20 protein-coding genes are annotated in these 21,767 nt (G+C 37.4%); 4 read left to right on the forward strand and 16 right to left on the reverse strand.

Translation table 11 applies throughout. The annotated features are described in order from the left end of the window. Positions 1–5: 5 nt before the first annotated feature. From dxs to DCE79_RS11210, 11 genes are all read right to left on the reverse strand, one after another. Entirely contained in the window at positions 6–1,901 is a 1,896-nt protein-coding gene (gene dxs, locus DCE79_RS11160; RefSeq protein WP_108713126.1) for a 1-deoxy-D-xylulose-5-phosphate synthase, read from the reverse strand. Positions 1,902–1,984: 83 nt separating this feature from the next. Further along, positions 1,985–2,869: a polyprenyl synthetase family protein gene (locus DCE79_RS11165; RefSeq protein ID WP_108713127.1), complete on the reverse strand. Its 885-nt coding sequence runs from the start codon at positions 2,867–2,869 to the stop codon at positions 1,985–1,987. Between the two features lie 3 nt (positions 2,870–2,872). After that, on the reverse strand, positions 2,873–3,100 hold the full coding sequence (gene xseB / locus DCE79_RS11170) for an exodeoxyribonuclease VII small subunit (RefSeq protein WP_108713128.1): 228 nt from the start codon (positions 3,098–3,100) through the stop codon (positions 2,873–2,875). Continuing rightward, complete coding sequence (gene xseA / locus DCE79_RS11175) at positions 3,101–4,456, reverse strand: exodeoxyribonuclease VII large subunit (RefSeq protein ID WP_108713129.1); 1,356 nt, start codon at positions 4,454–4,456, stop codon at positions 3,101–3,103. It abuts the gene before it with no gap. Positions 4,457–4,545: 89 nt separating this feature from the next. Next, a complete protein-coding gene (gene folD / locus DCE79_RS11180; RefSeq protein WP_108713130.1) occupies positions 4,546–5,409 on the reverse strand; it encodes a bifunctional methylenetetrahydrofolate dehydrogenase/methenyltetrahydrofolate cyclohydrolase FolD in 864 nt (287 codons plus the stop codon). A gap of 153 nt (positions 5,410–5,562) precedes the next feature. Next, a complete protein-coding gene (gene nusB / locus DCE79_RS11185; RefSeq protein WP_108713131.1) occupies positions 5,563–5,949 on the reverse strand; it encodes a transcription antitermination factor NusB in 387 nt (128 codons plus the stop codon). A 727-nt stretch (positions 5,950–6,676) separates the two neighbouring features. After that, a complete protein-coding gene (locus DCE79_RS11190; RefSeq protein WP_108713132.1) occupies positions 6,677–6,943 on the reverse strand; it encodes an aminopeptidase in 267 nt (88 codons plus the stop codon). Between the two features lie 94 nt (positions 6,944–7,037). After that, a complete protein-coding gene (glpK, locus tag DCE79_RS11195; protein ID WP_108713133.1) occupies positions 7,038–8,528 on the reverse strand; it encodes a glycerol kinase GlpK in 1,491 nt (496 codons plus the stop codon). A 127-nt stretch (positions 8,529–8,655) separates the two neighbouring features. After that, positions 8,656–10,293: a glycerol-3-phosphate dehydrogenase/oxidase gene (locus tag DCE79_RS11200; protein WP_304598427.1), complete on the reverse strand. Its 1,638-nt coding sequence runs from the start codon at positions 10,291–10,293 to the stop codon at positions 8,656–8,658. Positions 10,294–10,433: 140 nt separating this feature from the next. After that, positions 10,434–10,838, reverse strand: a complete 405-nt coding sequence (locus DCE79_RS11205; RefSeq protein WP_108713135.1) for an Asp23/Gls24 family envelope stress response protein — start codon at positions 10,836–10,838, stop codon at positions 10,434–10,436. Between the two features lie 115 nt (positions 10,839–10,953). Beyond that, on the reverse strand, positions 10,954–12,033 hold the full coding sequence (locus DCE79_RS11210; protein WP_108713136.1) for a mechanosensitive ion channel family protein: 1,080 nt from the start codon (positions 12,031–12,033) through the stop codon (positions 10,954–10,956). Positions 12,034–12,197: 164 nt separating this feature from the next. Here DCE79_RS11210 and hpaB point away from each other — a divergent pair, with 164 nt between their 5' ends. Then, the gene (hpaB, locus tag DCE79_RS11215) at positions 12,198–13,649 is read left to right on the forward strand and encodes a 4-hydroxyphenylacetate 3-monooxygenase, oxygenase component (RefSeq protein ID WP_108713137.1); all 1,452 of its coding nucleotides are present in this window, start codon (positions 12,198–12,200) and stop codon (positions 13,647–13,649) included. 306 nt (positions 13,650–13,955) lie between these two features. Here hpaB and DCE79_RS11220 read toward each other — a convergent pair whose 3' ends face one another. The 3 genes from DCE79_RS11220 to DCE79_RS11230 all read right to left on the reverse strand — a co-directional run bounded on the left by DCE79_RS11220 (position 13,956) and on the right by DCE79_RS11230 (position 17,214). After that, on the reverse strand, positions 13,956–14,906 hold the full coding sequence (locus tag DCE79_RS11220; protein WP_108714483.1) for a M23 family metallopeptidase: 951 nt from the start codon (positions 14,904–14,906) through the stop codon (positions 13,956–13,958). 63 nt (positions 14,907–14,969) lie between these two features. After that, positions 14,970–15,716: a polysaccharide deacetylase family protein gene (locus tag DCE79_RS11225; RefSeq protein ID WP_234417253.1), complete on the reverse strand. Its 747-nt coding sequence runs from the start codon at positions 15,714–15,716 to the stop codon at positions 14,970–14,972. A gap of 196 nt (positions 15,717–15,912) precedes the next feature. Further along, entirely contained in the window at positions 15,913–17,214 is a 1,302-nt protein-coding gene (locus DCE79_RS11230; protein ID WP_108713138.1) for an NCS2 family permease, read from the reverse strand. A gap of 246 nt (positions 17,215–17,460) precedes the next feature. On the opposite strand from DCE79_RS11230, the gene DCE79_RS11235 reads away from it, so the two are divergent. Continuing rightward, on the forward strand, positions 17,461–18,087 hold the full coding sequence (locus DCE79_RS11235; protein ID WP_108713139.1) for a LysE family transporter: 627 nt from the start codon (positions 17,461–17,463) through the stop codon (positions 18,085–18,087). Between the two features lie 137 nt (positions 18,088–18,224). Further along, positions 18,225–19,454: an MFS transporter gene (locus DCE79_RS11240; protein WP_108713140.1), complete on the forward strand. Its 1,230-nt coding sequence runs from the start codon at positions 18,225–18,227 to the stop codon at positions 19,452–19,454. A 70-nt stretch (positions 19,455–19,524) separates the two neighbouring features. Here DCE79_RS11240 and DCE79_RS11245 read toward each other — a convergent pair whose 3' ends face one another. Together DCE79_RS11245 and DCE79_RS11250 are read right to left on the reverse strand one after the other, a co-directional pair. Continuing rightward, positions 19,525–19,800 (reverse strand): YqhV family protein, encoded by a 276-nt coding sequence (locus tag DCE79_RS11245; protein ID WP_108713141.1) that lies wholly within the window; start codon positions 19,798–19,800, stop codon positions 19,525–19,527. 788 nt (positions 19,801–20,588) lie between these two features. Next, complete coding sequence (locus DCE79_RS11250) at positions 20,589–20,855, reverse strand: hypothetical protein (protein WP_234417401.1); 267 nt, start codon at positions 20,853–20,855, stop codon at positions 20,589–20,591. Between the two features lie 94 nt (positions 20,856–20,949). Here DCE79_RS11250 and DCE79_RS11255 point away from each other — a divergent pair, with 94 nt between their 5' ends. Beyond that, positions 20,950–21,663: a hypothetical protein gene (locus tag DCE79_RS11255; protein ID WP_108711273.1), complete on the forward strand. Its 714-nt coding sequence runs from the start codon at positions 20,950–20,952 to the stop codon at positions 21,661–21,663. Positions 21,664–21,767 lie beyond the last annotated feature (104 nt).

Below are 21,767 nucleotides of genomic sequence, written 5' to 3' on the forward strand. Positions count from 1 at the left end.
CTGTATTAAACCCTACCTGACTGTTTTTTCGGCACTAGCAGTTCAAGACGCTTCACTGCTTCTTCTGCCGTTACATGGATTTCTTCCAGTAGACGATCCACATCACCATGTTCAATAAATTCATCTGGAATACCCATTCTATCTAATTGAACATTGCGGTACTTGTTATCAAAGGCGAATTCAAGTACAGCACTACCAAATCCACCTTGAAGCATTGTTTCTTCAATAGTTAAAATTGGTAAGTTGGCTTTCATAATGTCATGAAGCATATTTTCGTCCATTGGTTTGATGAAGCGAGCATTGACAACGCGTACTTGAACATCTTGCTCTGCTAGCTTGTCCGCTGCTTTTAACGCTAACGGAATCATTGTACCAAATGTTAAAATAACTGCGTCACTGCCTTCGCGTAACACTTCCCATGAACCGATTGGAAGAACCTTCATTTCGGCATCCATTTCAACACCTAAACCATTACCACGTGGGTAACGTAATGCGATTGGACCATCGTTGTACTCTAGCGCCGTTTTGACCATATGTTGGCCTTCGTTTTCATCTTTTGGCATCATTAATACGATATTTGGAATATGACGTAAGAACGAAACATCAAATACGCCTTGATGCGTTTCGCCATCCGCGCCAACTAATCCTGCACGGTCGATACCGATGAATACATTTAAATTTGGACGTGCAATATCATGTAACACTTGATCATAAGCACGTTGTAGGAATGTTGAATAAATTGCTAAAAACGGCTTCATTTTTTGTGTGGCAAGACCTGCAGACATCGTTGTTGCATGTTGCTCAGCAATTCCCACATCAAAGAAACGATTTGGGAAATCCTTTTGAATGCCTTCTAATTTCGAACCAACAGGCATTGCTGGTGTAATTGTCACAATGCGTTCGTCTTCTTTCATGCATTTACGAACAGACTCCGCTACTAAGCTACTCCAAGCTGGACCTTTTGTTGCTGACTTAACGAAAGCACCAGTTTCCATTTTGTAAGGGCCTGTACCATGCCAAGTACCAATTGTATCTTCCTCAGCTGGTTTGTAGCCTTTCCCTTTTTTCGTAATTACATGAACGATCACGGGACCTTTTACTTTTTTCGCGTATTCTAATGTTCTTTCTAATGCTTCAAAATCATGACCATCAATTGGACCTAAGTATTTGAAGCCCAGTTCTTCGAAAAAGACACCCGATACGACTAAATATTTCAAACTATCTTTTACACGTTCTGCTGTTGCTGCTAATTTATCACCAACAACTGGAATTCTAAGCATTAATGCCTCTAAATCTTCTTTTGCACGTGAATATTCCTTCGCTGTACGTAAACGACCTAACACATCATGAAGTGCGCCTACATTTGGTGCGATTGACATTTCGTTGTCATTTAAAATAACAATCATATTCGTCTTTTCGTGACCAATATGATTGAGCGCTTCTAATGCCATACCGCCAGTTAATGCACCATCACCAATAACTGGTACAACAAAGTTTTTGTCGCCCTTAATATCACGAGCAGCTGCCATACCCATAGCAGCCGATAAAGAAGTTGAGCTGTGCCCTGTTTCCCACATATCGTGTTCACTTTCCACTAATTTCGGAAAACCGCACAGCCCTTTAAATTGACGTAACGTATCAAATTGATCCGCACGACCTGTTAAAATTTTATGAACATATGCTTGATGTCCAACATCCCATAAAAATTTATCCTTTGGACTATTAAAAGCTTTATGCAATGCAATCGTCAATTCGACAACGCCAAGATTCGGTCCAATATGACCACCTGTCGCGGAACATTTTTCGATTAAAAAGGCACGAATATCTACAGCTAGTGCCTCTAGTTGCTTTTTATTTAAGTCTTTTAAAAAGGATGGACTAGAAATTTTAGTTAAATCCATCTCATCCACACACCTTTTCATCAGTTTTATTCACCATTGTGATTTTATTATTATAACAATACAAGACAAAAGTTTAACACATTTTAGTTTGTACGTCTCACAATATATTGTGCAAATTGTTGCAGAAGTGAAGTATCCACTTCTACTTTTTGTAATGCTTCGATGGCAAAATGGTAATGTTCATCGAGCTTTTGCTTTGCACCGTCTAAAGTAAGTAATGCTGGGTATGTACTTTTTTCACTTGCTACATCTTTCCCCGCTGTTTTACCTAGTTGCTCTGAAGTACCCTCAATATCTAAAATGTCATCTTGAATTTGGAATGCTAATCCAATATGGTGTGCATACTCTACTAATGCTTGACGATCCGCAACAGACGCACCAGCTAAAACCGCACCTGATTCAATACTGTAACGTAATAGGGCACCTGTCTTGTTTACATGAACCGTTTCAAGCTCTTGTAAATTTAGCAAACGCTTTTCGCCATCCATATCTAAAATTTGACCACCAACCATACCTTCAGCACCTGCAGCCACACTTAATAAATCTACTAATTCAATACGTTTTTCTGCAGCCACGTTTTGTAGGCGTGCTAATACACCAAATGCTAATGTATTAAGTGCATCGCCTGCAAGTGTTGCCACATCTTCACCGTAGACAACATGGTTCGTTGGTTTACCACGACGTAATTCATCATCATCCATGCAAGGTAAATCATCATGAATTAATGAATACGTGTGAATCATTTCAATTGCTGATCCTACTGTATAACTCGCCTCTAGCGGTTGCTTGTACATTTCACATACTGCTGAAACGAATAATGGACGAATTCGTTTACCACCAGCTTTTAAGGAATACAGCATCGATTCTTTTAATTGCGCTGGCGCTGTGATTTTTTCTACCAGTTCAAATAAAACGTTTTCGATTTCTGGAATTTTACTATCGATAAAGTGCTTTAACGTGTTTTCCATTCGCTACTCTTCTCCATTTCCTTGTTGGAACGGCTCTTTTTCACCGTTTTCTCCAACGATTGAAATTAATTGTTGCTCGGCATTTTGAAGTGTATCGTGACAAAGCTTCGACAGCTCCATCCCTTTTTTATATAAGTCAATCGCTTCTTCTAATGGCGCATCGCCTTGTTCTAGCTTACGAACAACTTCTTCTAACTCTGCCATTGCTGTTGCAAATGTTGGTTTTGTCATTTAGAATTCCCCTTCCTTTTGCACATGCGTCTTCACAATTTTTGCTTCTGCATATCCGTCTTGGAATGTCACGTTTACGATATCATTTTGTTGAAGCTCATGAACTGATTTTACTACGTTTTTATCTTTATATGCTACGCTAAACCCTTTACTCATTAAAGAAAGTGGATTTAACGCTTCTAACATACGTAACTGATTGGTAAATGTGACTTTACTTTGCGCAAGTTGCTGCTGCATTAACCGGTTTATTTTCTCTTGTTGATGGACTAGCTGCTGTTTAGCACTTGCTAGCTTATGTTGCGGCGAATAAAGCTTCATTTGACCATCAATCGTTTGTAATTTCGACTTCTGGTTTAATACATATAATTTTGTTGCATTTTGAAGAGCCGTATCCATTTGTGCAAGCTTCTCTATAAAAGGACGATATAAACGTTCAGGTGTTGCAAGTGGATAGGAATTTTGTAATTTTGTTAGTCGCGTGCGCTCAAAATTTAAGCGTGACGTCATCATTTGATGCATCATGGACTGTTTATGCAGCAGTTGCTGATACAGTTCTTGCTGATTTGGAACTGCTAATTCCGCGGCAGCTGTTGGTGTTGGCGCACGCAGATCCGCTACAAAATCGGCAATCGTTGTATCCGTTTCATGTCCGACCGCACTAATAATAGGAATACGACTTTCAAAAATCGCACGCGCAACCATTTCTTCATTGAACGCCCATAAGTCTTCAATCGAACCACCACCACGTCCAACGATTAATACGTCACAGAGCGCTTGATGATTGGCTAAATAAATATTCTCTGTAATCTTTGGTGCAGCCCCCGCCCCTTGTACAAGCGTCGGATAAATTAAGATTTCAGCCTGTGGGTATCGTCGATTGATCGTTGTGCAAATATCTCGAATCGCCGCACCCGTTGTCGCTGTTAATACGCCGATTGTTTGCGGATACTGTGGAATTGGTTGTTTGAAATCAGGATTAAAGAGCCCTTCTTTTTGTAAGCGCTCTTTTAGTTGATTAAACGCAACAAATAAGCCACCGATTCCATCTGGCTCCATCGTTTGGGCATATAATTGATACGCACCGCTCGCTTCATACACATTCACATCTCCGCGAATAAACACTTTCATGCCTTCTTCGGGTTTGAATGTTAGTTTAGAAGCTTGACCTCTAAACATTGTCGCGGCAATGCGAGAGCTGTCATCTTTTAACGTAAAGTAAATATGCCCCGAACTATGGATTTTCACGTTCGAAAGCTCTCCCGTCACATAGACATCACGTAAATGCGGATCGGCATCAAATTTTCGTTTAATATATTTCGTTAACGCTTTTACACTTAAATAAGAAGACGATGACATCGACGTTTGCTCCTTTTTAATAGATTTTTGTATATAAAGTGAAAATCACTATTTTGATCAACATCAAAATAGTGATTTTTGAAGTTAGATTATTTCGATTGACGTTCTAACTTTTTTTCAGCAGCTTGAACCGTGTTTTCTAATAACATTGTAATCGTCATTGGGCCCACGCCACCTGGTACTGGTGTAATGTGTGAGGCAATACCGTCTACGTCTTTGAAATTCACGTCACCGCATAACTTGTTATTTTCATCACGGTTAATCCCGACGTCTATTACTACCGCGCCTTGTTTTACATGCTCTTTCGTAATGAAATTCGCACGTCCAACAGCGGCAATTAAAATGTCAGCTTGCTTCGTGAATGAAGGTAAATCTGGTGTTTTTGAGTGTGTATATGTTACGGTAGCATCCTTTTGTAGTAATAGTTGTCCCATTGGTTTTCCAACGATATGGCTACGTCCTACAATAACGGCATGTTTTCCAGCAATTTCAATACCTGAGTGTTCCAATAATTTCATGACCCCATAAGGTGTACATGGCAAGTATGTATCTTGTCCTAACATCATTTTACCTACACTAATAGGAGTGAAACCATCGACATCTTTTTCCGGAGAAATCGTAGCGATCACTTCATCTTCATTAATATGTTTAGGTAATGGGAGTTGAACGAGTATACCGTGAATATCAGTGCGTTCGTTACATTCACGAATTTGTTCTAGTAAAGCTTGTTCTGAAATATCTTCTGGTAATTTTATTAGTTCTGAAAACATACCGATTTGCGCACAAGACTTTTGCTTGTTGGCTACATATGTTTTTGAAGCAGGATTTTCTCCCACTAAAATTACCGCTAAACCAGGTGTTACCCCGTTTTGTTTTAAAGATTCTACACGAGTTGCTACTGCACCGCGGATTTCTTGACCGATTTCTTTACCATTAATAATTGCACTTGACATGTTGTTACTCCTCCCAGTGATCACGACAATTTGGAAGGTTGTCTAAATTTGAGTAGACGTCCACATATATTGATGTGCATTTTTCAAAATGACAACCTGTCCAATTTAAATCTTCATATATTAATCTTATCGAATTATATACATTGATTGATTTTATTGCTCAGTAAATTTCGAAAGTACACCATTAACGAATTTGCTTGATTTTTCATCACCATAAATTTTGCAAAGCTCGATTGCCTCGTTCATTACAACTTTATTTGGTGTTTCTTTTTCAAACATTAATTCGTACACTGCTAAACGTAAAACCGTTCTCTCAATTTTTGGTAGACGGCTAAGCGTCCAATTTTCTAATTTTTGTTCTAGCGCTGCATCGATTGCTTCTAAGTTTTCAGTTGTCCCACGAACTAATTGTTCTAAAAAGGCGTTTGACTTTTGCTCTTCTTCAAGCGAATGTCCAATTGCCTCTTCTACCGAAAGTTCTGTGCTGTCTAACTGAAACAAAGCTTGTAACGCTTTTTGGCGCGCTTCTGTTCGTTTCATAAGTTAAAGCTCTCCTTCATAAGTAGCATTAGTTCCTATAATAGCATATTTTTATTGTCATAGCACAGATTGAAAGAAAAATTTTGAACGTTAAATTACAAGTGCATTTTCTTCTCTAAAATGCGCTATTTTGCAATAAAAATGTGACATGCTCGAAATTATCAAACATGTCGCACATTCACTATATTAACTTGTTGCCTTGCATTTTATGTTTTATTCCTGTTTAAAAATAAAAAAGACTGTGGGTCAACGTCATTAGTTGTTACTCTTCACGTTGCCAACAGACCTTTTTATAGCATTATTTTGCATCTGCCGCTTTGCTTTCGATGCAGAAACAATTAAATTTGATTTCTCTTTATTTTGCATCTGTCGCTTCGCTTTCGATGCAGAAACAATTAAATTTGATTTTCTTTATTTTGCATCTGTCGCTTTGCTTTCGATGCAGAAACAATTAAATTTGATTTCCTTATTTTGCATCTGTCGCTTTGCTTTCGATGCAGAAACAATTAAATTTGATTTCTCTTTATTTTGCATCTGTCGCTTCGCTTTCGATGCAGAAACAATTAAATTTGATTTTCTTTATTTTGCATCTGTCGCTTCGCTTTCGATGCAGATTTTTGCATCTGTCGCTTTGCTTTCGATGCAGAAACAATTAAATTTGATTTCCTTATTTTGCATCTGTCGCTTTGCTTTCGATGCAGAAACAATTAAATTTGATTTCTCAAATTTAATTGTTTTGCAGCGGGATAACAACCGTGCCAGTTTCACGTTTGCCATCAGCTGTTTCTGGGAATTCAAATAAATACGTTATTTGCGCTGTTGTTTCCTTTAATATAACAAATTGGAACTCATGTAAATTTTGTAGGAAATATTTAATGTCTTGCATGGCCAATATTTCCCCTACCTCTTCATAATGCGCCAATGCTTGCTCAAAATAAGCCGTTATTAAATGGATATCTGCCTCATTGGCTATACGGATAAAATCTTTACTCATATACTTTTAACTCCTCAAATAGATTCCATTAATTATAGCACAAACATATCGGTTAATTCCTGCCCTACCAATCTGATTTGGCTTTCAAAAACATCTATTTAAATACTTGTGCTGCTTTTACGGCCTTATGCCAGCCCTTGAATAATTCTTCACGTTCCTTTTCTTCCATTTTCACATCAAAGGTTTCATCAATTTGCCAATGCTTCTTCACGACCTCTAAGTCTTCCCAAAAACCAACTGCTAGCCCTGCTAAATAAGCTGCACCTAGTGCGGTTGTTTCATTAACCGCTGGGCGTTCAACTGGAATATTTAAAATATCTGCTTGGAACTGCATTAAAAAATTATTCATAACTGCTCCACCATCGACACGTAACGTTTTTAAATCAATGCCCGAATCCGATTTCATCGCCGCTAATACATCACGCGTTTGATACGCAAGCGATTCTAAGGTTGCACGAATGAAATGTTCCTTTGACGTTCCACGCGTTAACCCAAATACCGCACCGCGCACTTCACTGTCCCAGTATGGCGTCCCTAATCCTACGAATGCCGGCACAACATAAACACCATCCGAATCTGTGACACGCTTGGCATACGTTTCACTTTCTTCTGATTTTCGTATCATGCGAAGCCCATCACGTAGCCATTGAATTGCGGAGCCTGCAACGAAAATACTCCCTTCAAGTGCATAGGTTACTTTTCCGTCATACCCCCACGCAATTGTTGTTAATAAGCCATGCTCTGATTTCACCGCTTCTTCACCGGTATTCATCAACATGAAACAGCCTGTTCCGTACGTATTTTTGACCATGCCCTTTTCATAGCAAGCTTGTCCAAACAATGATGCTTGCTGATCGCCTGCAATGCCCGCAATTGGAACAGCATGTCCAAATAGATGCTTCCCTGCAATTTCACCGTAAATTTCAGATGACGGTTTTACTTCAGGTAACATCGAAGCTGGAACTCCGAGAATATCTAATAGTTCTTCGTCCCATTTTAAATCAAAAATATTATACATAAGTGTTCGTGAGGCATTCGAATAATCAGTGACATGAACAGCGCCTTCTGTTAGTTTCCAAATAATCCACGTATCAATCGTCCCGAATAATAGATCACCGGCTTCTGCTCTTTCGCGAGCACCTTTCACATTGTCTAAAATCCATTTTACTTTTGTTCCAGAAAAGTACGCATCAATAAGTAAACCTGTTTTTTCACGAAACAAATCATTATGGCCAGCTTCTTTTAATTCGCTACAAATGTCAGCAGTTTGACGTGATTGCCAAACGATAGCATTATATACGGGTTCCCCTGTATTTTTATCCCAGACGACCGTTGTTTCGCGCTGATTCGTAATGCCAATTCCCTCAATTTGCGTGGCTTTAATGTTATTTTCTGATAATACTTGTGCAATTACGGACAAGATTGAACTCCAGATTTCTTTAGCATTATGTTCTACCCAACCAGATTTCGGGAAATATTGTTTGAATTCTTGTTGCGCAACAAATGCAATATCCCCTTTTTTATTGAATAATATGGCACGAGAACTTGTTGTTCCTTGATCTAAAGCCAAAATATAGTTTTCCATGCAAGTTACTCCTTTAATCTCGATTGCGGCTTCTGCCATTTCGTAACAATTAGCCGATATACATATTTTTATAAAATTTTGACAATTAGCTCATCTCAACTCCACTAGTAAGTACAATCATAAACGATTACGAAAAAGAAACTTCCTCCAAAGCTCGCTGCAATTGTGTAAAGTTATTTCTTTTTTCTTCCATAGTCCAGCCTAAATAGTGCGCCATTTCATCGACAACTAACTCTTTAAATTGGTTTACAAAATGAATATCAAATAATAAGGCACCTGTTCGACGCATGAAAAAGTCACAGGCTGTACTTGTTGATTCCTCATTCATGGCATAATAGAGTTGTCCATAAACAATCGGGGGCAAGTTGCCTTTTGCCTCGGATACATAGAGAAATACTTTATCTACATTTGTGCCATAAAAGCGCGCTAAGTAACTACTTTGCTCTTCTGTTAAGCCAAGCTGTTGTCCTTTAGTTGTACGTTTTTTTACATAGCTATCAAAAAATTTGGATCCACTAATATCCCCACCAGAAATCGGAAAGTGTTTTGTGATGGATTTTCCATAGTTCTTTTTAAACTCTTCATTGAGTTGCTTAACAACCAAGTCAACAATTTTCTCCGCCATTTTCCGGTAACCGGTTAGCTTTCCACCCGCAATCGTAATAACACCACTCTCAGACTGCCAAATCTCGTCTTTTCTCGAAATTTCAGATGGACCCTTGCCCTCCTCGTGGATAAGAGGACGCACACCTGCCCATGCCGATTCAATTTTTTGGTCGGTCATTTCTAGCTGAGGAAACATATAATGAATTGCTTCCAGTAAGTAGTTTTTGTCATCTGCCGTGACTTTCATATCGAGTGGGTCTCCGTCATAAAATGTATCCGTGGTCCCTACATATGTCTTACCTGCTCGTGGAATGGCAAACACCATTCGACCATCTTCAGTGTCAAAATAAATCGCCTGTTTCAATGGGAAATCTGCGCCATCAAAAACGAGGTGAACACCTTTTGATAAAATCAAATGCTTGTTCCCCTGTGAGTTGTCCAATTTTCGTACATCATCTACCCAAGGACCTGCTGCATTAACTACTTTCTTTGTTCTAACGCTATATTGTTCACCCGTTAGCTGGTCTTCTACTATCACTTTTGTAAATGCTAAATTATCTGATTGAATTGCGACTACTTTTAAATAGTTCATAGCAATTGCACCATTTGTAGCGGCTGCTTTTAACACTTCAATCGTTAACCGCGCATCATCCGTACGGTATTCGACATAAATACCGCCACCTAATAATCCGTCTTTTTTGACTAAAGGTTCTCTTGCCATCGTTTCTGCAGCAGAGAGCATATAACGACGTTCACCCTTTTTAACTCCTGCTAAAATGTCATAAACCTTTAAGCCAAGTGAAGTTGTAAACGGACCAAAAGTACCTCCTTTGTAGAACGGCAGCAACATCCAAACAGGTGTTGTCACATGTGGGCCATTTTCAAAGACGATCGCTCGTTCACGCCCTAACTCCGAGACTTCTTTTAATTCCAATTGTTTTAAATAACGTAATCCGCCATGTACAAGCTTTGTCGAGCGACTACTCGTTCCTTCTGCAAAGTCCTGCATATCAGCTAACGCCACCTTTAAACCGCGCGTCACCGCATCTAAAGCAATCCCAGCACCTGTAATGCCACCGCCAATTACAAACAAATCAAACGTTTCTTCCTTAAGTTGTGTTTCTCTTAGTTGTCGATGCCCTGCAGAAAAAATTGTCACATTTTCGTCCTCCCTCATACTTAACTTAGTTACCTATACCCTAATAGTACATGACAATAAAACGCCATTCATTAAAAACAAAAAAGGTAATAGGACGAGACGAGACGTCCAGTCATATTACCTTAAAAAATTACATTAAATTATTCAGCGTCTTTCGCTGTTTCGAATTGAATACCTGTAATGTGAACATTCACTTCACTAGTTTCAATTGCTGTCATATTTTGAATTGCTTGGCGAATAGAAGATTGTACATCTTTCGCTACTTTTGGAATCGACATCCCGTATTTTACTGTGCAGAACACATCAATTAAAATATTGCCTTCTTCAGACATAGCTGATTTAATGCCTTTTGAATGTACTTTTTTACCGAAGCGCTCTACAACGCCAGATGCAAAATTACCGCGTGTTGAAGCGATTCCTTCTACTTCCGTTGCTGCAATACCAGCGATAACCTCGATTACTTCTGGTGCTACTTCAATTTTACCTAACTCTTCTTTGCCAACTGGTGTCGGTTGCACAAATGCTACTGGTTGTTTTTCAGCCATCTAAAACATCCTTTCTTATGTAAAAAGGTTTTCTACTACTATACCTACGCTTATTATACTACATATATCCGCACGAGTAATCATGAAAACATCTTTTGAGTAAATATTTACGAATTTAATGATTCGAGTCATGCCATACAAATTGCGGTTGATTTGGTTCAACTAACTGTAATTCATGTTCCTCACAATAGTGCTTCGCAACAAACAATATATCTTGCTTTATTTGAAGCATCATTGCCGTATCATTCGTTGCCACAAAATAACGAATGACAATGCGACAAGCAGATGGTCTAAGCTCATCCATCGCTACATGAATAATTGATTTTAACGTTTTTGGATGCAAGGCAATTTGCTCACGGAGCGTTTCTATAAATTCTACAATGGCTTCTTCACTATTTTCACTCGATACAAATATGTAATGCTCAATTTTCCGTTGTTCTCGTTTTGATAAATTATAAATCGGGCGGTTCACCAAATACGAATTTGGTACATACACAAGCCCTTTATCAGATGTTTGTATAAGTGTACTTCGTAGATTAATATCCTCAACCGTCCCATCGATATTTTCATCGCTACTCATAACCCAATCACCAATTTGAAACGGTTTATCGAGTGCAACACTCATTCCCCCGAAAAAATGCGACAATGTATCACGTATGCCAAACGCTAATGCCACACCAGTCAGTCCAATGGCCGTCAAAAAGCCATTTAAATTAAAATTCCAAAGTGACGCAATCGTAAACAGCGCAATCCCCATAACCCCTACTTTACTTATGCGTAGGAAAAATGGCGTTAAAATATCTTGATCTTTACCCGTTTCAAAGCGTTCTGGGTTTTTTAAATAGAAACCTAACACATCATTTAGCGCTTTAAACGCAAAAAATACATAAACTGATTCAATATACACGCTTAATTTTGGACTGTTAAATAGCCAAACTTCCACTAATAACGACATTGCGATAACGACTAAACTAAAAATTAACGCACTTCGTAATGAGGGGTAAATATTCTTCGTTATATCACTTAAAACCGGATGATGTCCTTTTTCGAACATACTCGAAAATTTCATCATGAATGGTCTTACAATGAATCGGATAATTATCAACCCAACAATTAATATTCCAATGGCGACAAATCCATCCGTTAAAGTTGGAACTTTGACAGTCGGAATAAGCCACTTAATGGATTCCCACATTTCTTCACCTTCTTCAAACCTATTGCGCTAGCATCATACCACGAGAAATTGCCAGTTGACCATAAAAAAATAAGCCATTTCGATTTCACAAAAAATTTACGTACAAAACTATCTACTCATTAATATGATAATGAGAAGTACCTCGGTTATAAAGGAGCATGACGATGGGAATTACAAATGGACAGGATTTCATCACTCGATTAAACAATTTAAATAATGAAATATGGTTAGACGGGCAACGAGTTGAAGGCTTACTATCCGAGCATCCAGCATTTAAAGGTATTATTAAGTCGAAGGCAGCTCTTTATGATTTACAATATGATGAAAGCCTGAAAGATATTATGACGTTTATTTCACCTACTTCAGGAGCACGAGTTGGCGTTTCGTATTTGCAGCCAAAAACAAAAGAAGACCTTATCAAAAGGCGTAAGATGATTGAACAGTGGGCAAAGCATTCAAATGGAATCATGGGAAGAAGTCCAGACTATTTAAATACCGTTTTAATGAGCTTTGCTTCTTCAGCAAGCTTGTTAGAAGGCGAAGAAAACTGTTTTGCTAATCATTTACGTGCACTTTATGAACGCGCAACAGATTATGATTTATCATTTACCCATACATTTATCAGCCCTCAAGTTAACCGCTCTCAAGTTCATTTGCCGAATTCAAAAGAACCCATTGCAGCAAAGGTTGTCAAAACAACGGATGACGGGATAGTTATTAAAGGGGCTAGGTTATTAGCCACACAAGGTGGATTAACCGATGAAGTTTTAGTATTTAGTGTTCCTAAAATGTTAATTGATGACGATGAAGCGTTTGCTTTTTCGATTCCATCCAATACCGATGGGCTCAAATTTATTTGTCGTGATTCCTATGTTGGTGGGGACTCCTTTTTTAATCACCCACTAAGCTCGCAATTTGAAGAAATGGATTCCATTGTTGTATTTGACGATGTGTTTGTCCCTTGGGAACGCGTCTTTTATTACAATAACGTTAAAATAGCAGAATCATTTGTCCCCCAAAGCAGCTTCCATAATTTTGCGAATCACCAAGTACTAACTAGACAAATTGTCAAAACTGAATTTATTTTAGGACTCGCAGAGCTTCTTATCCAGACGATTAACATTCGTGAATATCCACATATCCAAGAAAAAATGTCCGAAATCATTGTCGGCCTGGAAACGATGAAGGCTCTCATCGAAAAAGCAGAAAATGATGCCAAACTAGATTCATTCGGGATAATGCGTCCTAATCTAATGCCACTTCAAGTAGCAAGTATTATTTTCCCAAAAATGTATCCTCGTTTTATCGAAATCATTCAATTAATCGGGGCAAGTGGGATGATTTCTTTACCAACAGAAAACGCATTTCATTCCACTATCCGCCCACAATTAGATCAATACCTTCAAGGTGCCTTTATACCAGCTGACGAACGCGTCAAAATTTTCCGCTTAGCCTGGGATTTAACAATGAGCGCATTTGGCACAAGACAAACACAATACGAGCGATTTTTTTATGGCGATCCGGTGCGAATAGCTAGTAGTTTATATAAATTTTATCCTAAAAAGGACTATGTTAATTCGGTTAGAAGTTTTTTGAGTTTGAACGAAGAAGACTAACTATGTTTTTCTTATGTAGGTATTTGTAAATTTATATTTTATTTAGGCTCATCACCATATAGTTGGGGATTGAGCCATTTTAAGATTCAAGTGATTACTTTTAATCAAGTTCGTTCTGCTACGCTACGGGGGACGCTTTCCTGGGGGCGTGGCTCCATCTAACTTATTTGTGCCTATACGGCGGCACAAATAAGTGGATATTTCGCGCACGCTTAATCCCCAAGGAGTCGCCCCCTGCGCTCCGCGTCACTCAGTTTTTGGAATGAAAAGTCATGCCGTAGCCTGCCAATAGCTAGAAAATCAGTCCTAGCGTTTTTTAGCACTCCTTGCCTCTTTTTCCCATTGTAAAAGCGACGGATATGGATCAAACGCCCATTCTGTACGACCGTTGAATTTGTAGATTCCGTAATGCAGATGTGGTGGAAACTTACCTGCCGTACCTTCCTTGCCATAACCCGAACTTCCAACGTAGCCAATGACTTGACCCGTTTCAACGATATCCCCTTCTTGCAAACCTTCTTCAAAATACCCAAGATGTGCATAATAATGATATGAATTATGGTTATCACGAACCCCGATACGCCACCCACCAAATTGATTCCAGCCCATTACTTCAATGACACCATAGGAGGCCGAAAGAATTGGTGTACCATATCCGGCAAAAATATCGGTTCCTTCATGAATCCGGTTACCACCCCATCCTCTATTCGCACCCCATGTACCTCTATAGCTATACTCATAACCTATTGCGACGGGGAATGTATGAGCATTCAAGTCAATTGTTCCAAATTTTTCATATACATTAGCGATTACCATAATTTGCTTGACGGTCAGTTCATTTTTGTAATATTCCCATAAGGCTAATTTAAATTGATCTTCCCCATATCCATATGCACTTAAATATTTTGCCATTGAAAACAACACATCTTCGTCATCTGTTTTATCTGCAACCCCATCGTCATTACCATCTAGTCCCATCCCACCAAAATAATCAATGGCGTGCGGAGATGTGTCATTTTCCATCGGATTCAATATCCCTGACCAATACTCATCGGAAAATTGGATTGCTATAATGCTTTCTCTTTTAGGAATATCAATTCGAACGTCTTGAATATTCCGCTCATATTGGTCAACAGCCGCTAAATAATACCAAGGCGTCAAAACTCCCTGAAATTGAAAATAATACTGCATACGTAGCTGTTGCACTTCTTCTTTAGTGGGAGTTCCACCTTCTGCAGCAGCCTTTGCGACTGGCATCACACTCCAAATCAAGACAAATGATAGCGCATAAACGATAGAACGATACAATAAACATCACCTTCAATCATTTGAGATTTTATTTACCTTCTCTTGTAGCTTAATCATTTCTGTAATCGTAATAAATTTATATCCTTCTTTTTGAAGCTCGGGTAAAATTTTTTCTAATGCCTTCACCGTTTGTTCGCGATTTCCTCCGCCATCATGAAACAACACATTGTCCCCTTCTCCCACTCCATCTAACACTTTCTTAACAATCACATTAACGCCAGGGTCTTTCCAATCTTCTGTATCTTGATGCCAAGACCACATCACAATTTTATAGCCAGCTTTTACAACTTCCTTTACAATTTCTTCTGTATAATACCCCTCTACAGGTCGAAATAATTTCGGCGAATAACCAGTGATGCTATAAATGGTATCATTCGTTTGTTTAATTTCCTGTATGATTTTAGAAACTGATTTCGTGTAAGGATGTGTATACGTATGATTGGCAATCTCATGTCCCTCCTCAAACGTACGTAGCACAACTTGCGGGTTTTTTTCAGCATGTTGACCGACGATAAAAAAAGTACCTTTTGCTCCGTATTGCTTCAATAGATCTAATACTTGTTCGGTGTACTTTGGATGAGGGCCATCATCAAATGTAAGCGCGACGACCTTTTCTGTTGTTTGGATATCCCAAATAATATAGCCTGCTTCTTCATAATACTTTCTTTCCTTTTCAGCAGAAGTCTCATCGAATACATATAACATGGAAACACCGGAAATGATTAAAATTAAGAAAGAAAAAATAAGTGTTTTTTTCAAATCTCCACATCCTTAAAACGATTTACACTTTCTTATTATTGATAAAAGCGCAAAAAAAATGTACTCGATTTTATTTCATTGAAATGTATGAAGAATAGAAATGGACAAATAATTATATGGGGATTGGGTAATAGGGGAAAATGAATAGAATTAAAAAATGTGCTGTCCGCTTTTATAGCGAAACAGCACATCCTAATTAGTGTGGCATAAAGACTAATTGAATAATAAATAGTACCGCGAAAATATATACAAGTGGATGTACATCTTTTGCACGACCTTTGAAAAGCATCACTAGTGGATAACTAATAAATCCTAATGCGATCCCTGTTGAAATACTTGAAGTAAGTGGCATGATTAAAATAACTAAAAATGCGGGGAATGCATCTTCAATGTTATCCCATTTCATGTTTTTTACAACGCCAATCATTAAACTACCTACGATAATTAATGCTGGCGATGTAATGGCTGCTACACCTGATAACGAACCAACAAGTGGCCCGAAGAATGAAGCAACAATGAATAAGACAGCTACAGTTAATGATGTTAATCCTGTACGTCCGCCAACTGCTACACCAGAACCTGATTCTAAGAAAGCAGTTGATGGGCTTGTCCCAAACATCGCACCGAATGTTGTCGCAAATGAGTCAGATAATAATGCTTTACGCGCACGTGGGAGCTTATCATCTTTCATTAATCCTGCTTGTTTTGCTACCCCGATCATCGTACCTGTCGTATCAAATAATGTAACTAAAATGAATGAGAACACAACGCCGTAAAGGCCGTACTCAACAACTTCACCAATCGCATCTATTGGATTGTACAATAAAATACCTTCTGGTAAATGCGGCATCGCAACAACTTTATCAACCGTAAGCTGACCTGTAAAAATTGCAATAATCGCGGTAATAATCATCCCGATGAAGATTGCACCGTTAATTTTACGAGCCATTAAGCCAACTGTAATGAATAAGCCGACAAATGTTAATAATGTCCCTGGACTCGCAATATCCCCAAAACCAACTAAGTTTGAATCATTCGCCACAACGATCCCTGACATACGCAGACCGATAAAGGCGATGAATAAACCAATTCCCGCGGTAATTGCTAATTTTAAGTTTTCTGGAATTGCTGTAATTAGCTTTTCACGGAATGGCGTTAAGCTAATAATAACGAATAATAAGCCTGCTACAAATACAGCTGAAAATGCAGTTAAATAATTTATTTCACCATTAGAAGCTAATACGACTGTATACGTGAAATACGCATTTAAACCCATACCAGGAGCTACTGCGATTGGATAATTCGCACAAAGCGCCATCCAACCTGTACCAATAACAGCTGCAATAATTGTTGCCATGAACACTTGATCAATTGGCACACCTGCATCGGCTAAAATGATTGGATTGACAATAATAACATAAGCCATCGTTAAAAACGTTGTAAGACCAGCAAAAAGCTCCGTCTTCACCGTTGTTTGATTTTCCTTTAAACGAAACACAAAATCCCTCTTTTCAAAACACGAACATTTTTTAAGAACTTTATTATAATATTCGCTTGTCGTGTAAAATGCAATATTTTTATGATGGATAGAAAAAAGTTTTAATTGTTGCCATTTTCTGAATTTGTATAGACTTTATTAGCTGCAAGAAAACTAGATATTCTATTACAATTTCCTTTTTAAATAGTCCTATATGTCATTTACTTCGAATAAAATGAATGACGTTATATTAGTGGAGGGCTATTCATGAATACTGTATTCACCTATATCTTTTTAGGCATATCAATGGCTGCAACAATTGGACCCGTCAAGACTGTCCTAATAAATACTGGATTTAAAAATGGTTTTTTTCATGCCTGGTTTTTTAGTCTTGGTGCATTGGTAACCGACATTATCTATATGTTCATTGTTTATTTTGGAATTGGACAATTTATTGATTCGTTATATTTGAAAATATTCCTCTGGTCGTTCGGCTGTTTTGTTCTTTTATATACCGGTATAGAAAATTTACTATCCCTACATAAAATTGATATGAATTTAAAAACCGGTAAAATGACGAGACTTAGAAATTCTATATTAGCTGGTTTATTCATGTCAATGTTGAATCCATTGACCATTCTTTTTTGGCTAGGGATATATGGCTCCATGCTCGCAAAAACGGCCGGAATCTCTTCAGATTATCAAATCATTATAAATAGTATCGCCATTTTGCTTGGCATTATCTTAGTGGATTTTATTATGGCCTTTTTATCCAGTGCTGCTCGTAAATTATTATCTACCAATATTTTGAAAACCGTCTCCCTTATCTCATCCATAATAATGATTGGTTTTGGAATTTACTTTGGCATGCAAGCTTTTCAAGTGATATTTTAATACGCACTCAACGGTTTTATAAGTATGTTTCCTTATAATACTGTTTAGTAAAAGTTTTTCAAAAAACATATAGCGCATAAAATGAACACGAATGGAAACCATAACCTTAATAAAAACGGATTAGTTGAGGTGTGGTAATGAAAGCGAGTAAGGATCAAGTAAGTATCTGGTGTATTGTAAGTATAACGTCAATCCCTCTCATCATGACGCTTGGAAATTCCATGCTTATTCCCGTGCTCCCGATACTGGAAGAAAAGGTCGGAATCACATCATTTCAATCGAGCATGATTATTACAAGCTATTCTGTCGCAGCTATTTTTCTTATACCAGTAGCCGGTTATTTATCAGACCGTTTCGGTAGGAAAATGGTAATATTACCAAGTTTAATCTTCGCTTTAATTGGCGGTCTAATTGCTGGGTTTGCTTCATGGAAAATGGAGGATCCTTACGCCATGATTATCGTTGGTAGGATCATCCAGGGAATAGGAGCAGCTGGTGCCATGCCAATCGTTTTGCCACTTGTGGGTGATCTATATAAAGATGATGAAAAAGTAAGTTCTACTTTAGGAATTATTGAAACGTCGAACACATTTGGAAAAGTGTTAAGTCCCATTTTAGGTTCAATATTTGCCGCTATTTTATGGTTTCTACCCTTCTTTTCAATTTCAGCGCTCAGTTTAATTTCTATCGTACTTATTTTTTTCTTTGTTAAAGTCCCCAAAGAAAAGGAAGAACCAGTGAAATTTAAGGAGTTTTTACGCAACACTAAAAAAGTATTCAAAGCGGAAGGAAAGTGGTTGTATACCGTATTCCTAAATGGGGTCCTTGTTATGCTGATATTATTTAGTATGTTATTTTTCTTATCAGAAAACCTTGAAAAAGTTCATGATATAAAAGGCATTAAAAAAGGTTTCGTTTTGGCCATCCCACTTTTATTACTTTGTATTGCTTCTTTTATTTCAGGTCGAAAGATTAAAGGCCATCTAGCAACGATGAAAAAAATAATCATTTTCTCCTTAATTGCCATGTCTGTCAGCATCGTCTTCGTAGGGTATACAAGCAAAAAGCTAATCCTGCTGTTAGTCGTAACGAGCATCGTGGGAATCGCTATTGGCGCACTACTGCCTGCACTGGACGCGATTATTACAGAAAACATTGAAAAAGAGTTACGAGGCACAGTATCCTCTTTTTATAGCTCGGCAAGATTTATCGGTGTTGCAGCTGGTCCCCCTATTATGTCACTTGTCATGAAAGACTATCTCAATGTCAGCTATATTACGGCAGGCGTATTGGGATTCATCTTATTATTCATCGTCTTTAAGTTCATCAAAGTCGATGAAATCGAAAAAACAAATAAAACAGCATGAAAATAAGGACCTAACAGCTATTGTTGCTGTATGGGTCCTTTAAGTATGTAATGTCTGAAAGTTAGCCTTTTTATTTTGAATTTAAACTATAAAGAATTAAAAATATTCCGCCGAAAAGACATACGATTCTTATCATCGAAATTTTTTCAGCCAGTCCAAGTAATGCGATTGCTGTCGTAACAATTAAAATAACTGGCCCTACTAAAGCAAGTAGTGTATTAATATAAAATGCCTTTTCTAAATCATTGAATTTATACATTAACGCAGCAGCTGTTATCTCAATACTTCCTGAAATAAGTCTTAATGTAATGATAAAAATAAGCGCCTTTTCAATAAATGTAACCACTTCCCCTGCTGTTAGTAATACCTAACATATGCAATCAATCCAGGAATTATTTGAATTTCCGGAATGAATTTTAAGGTATCTTCTTTTATAATTGGCAAAGGGTAAAACCGTTTTTTTTCAGTGAAATTTCTCCTTCACAATATTTTCTAAGTTATTCTAAAGCGTTGAATCCTTTTTGAATTAACACAATTTGTTAGTTTAATTAACTCAACAAAAAAGGCATTAATTCCTTTTGATCAACGCACTCCATTACTTTTAGTACTACGTCACAATTTTTTTGAGTCTCGTCGAAGTTTTAAGTATTTACAAAGATAAAAAATATACCCATTTTTATGCAATAACTGAGATCACTTTGCGTTGCTCAAATTGTGCTTAATCCGTTGATGTAACTGAGCTTTTAAAGAAGTGCATAAAAAACCGTATAAACAATGTTCCAACAAAAAATCGGTAAACGCTGTTCCATCAACGTTCACCGATTTTTCTTATGCCCCCAAACTTGGATTTGGGAACGTTATTTGTATATATTTATGTTTGTATATTAAAGTTGTTGATATAAGATGAAAAATCATTAGAGCATCCAGATATTAGTGATACTAATTTCGATAATGACTTATTCAACTAAATCACCCAATTTCACTCAGAATTAGGGCATGGAAAGAACTGTTGGGCGTTGGCCATATGGTAGTACATGGGTAATTGAAACCTATGTACCTCATAGTACACCGGAATGGTGGGAGGATAAGAATCGAAATGGCCTTTAGTTCTATAAATTCATCTTTTTTAAGAGCTTAGACTTCCTTTAATATAAAATATAATATAAAGATTAATAAAGATACTATGCCAATTTCATATACTATTCTCATAATATCAAGTTCATAAGTTGGATAATAATCATCAACTTGGAATTCTTTCGTGTGTAATTGCCATATAGGAGCATACCTTTTATCATAAAATTCAAGATGAGGCCCCCACTTTAATGACACAGGTACGAACAATATACCGATGCAAAAAATTATTATGAAATAGCCAGAGAGTAAAATTTTCTTCAATAACACAACCTCCAATAAATGTAATTTTTTATATAATTTACAATAAAAGTATTAATATGTATATTATAATATGAGTAGAATATAAAAAGGAGGTAATAAAATGTTTAAAAAAGCTTTTGGTTCATTATTTTTAGCATCTATTCTTTGTTTTTCAATAGTCCCAACATCTTTTGCAAGTACCTCTTCATCCCATTGTAAGTTAGATGGGATAAAGATTGAAAGTAAAGATACTATGACTTCTAAAGTACCTACTAGCCTAGAGATGCAAACGCAGTTACAATTCTCTGAAGGTGCATCTGTAAATATTACAGATAAGTCAGAATTGGAAAAAATTGCAGTAGAACAAGGTTTAGAAAAAGTTCCTATTAGAATTGAATATGAATATATACCTTCAGAAACAGACTTTAGTAAACCAGACCAAGTAGTTACTCCGTATGCGAAGGGCGACATATGTTATGTGAATGACTTAGGGTCTGGCTGGTATAACGAAAACTACCCATATAAAACCTTCTTTATAGATGGTCCTGATAAGTTTGAATACTCGGAAACTAAAAAATTTAAATCAAGTTATGACGGATCTTTTGGTGCCTCTAAAGCCGGTCTCGAAGCTAAAATCGGATTTAAGTTGGAAGAGGATTACTCTGTTCAGTTCAAAAGTAACACACCAATCGCAGCAAATGAAAGCATCAACTTCGAACTTTTCACAACTCACCACAAAGTTAGGTATGCTGTAGATACTGGTCCTACATGTAATTTCGGACATGCTTATAAACCAAATGGTACTTACATTAAAAAAACTGTTTATGCCAAATAAGATTATCCACCATACAATACAAAATTCCACAGAAAAGCAGATTAAGAGACATCATAGCGTATTCGCTATGATGTTTTATTTTGTCTTTTTTTATGCCCTAAACC

This window comes from Lysinibacillus sp. 2017 (assembly GCF_003073375.1).
In the GTDB taxonomy this organism is placed as follows: Bacteria; Bacillota; Bacilli; order Bacillales_A; family Planococcaceae; genus Solibacillus.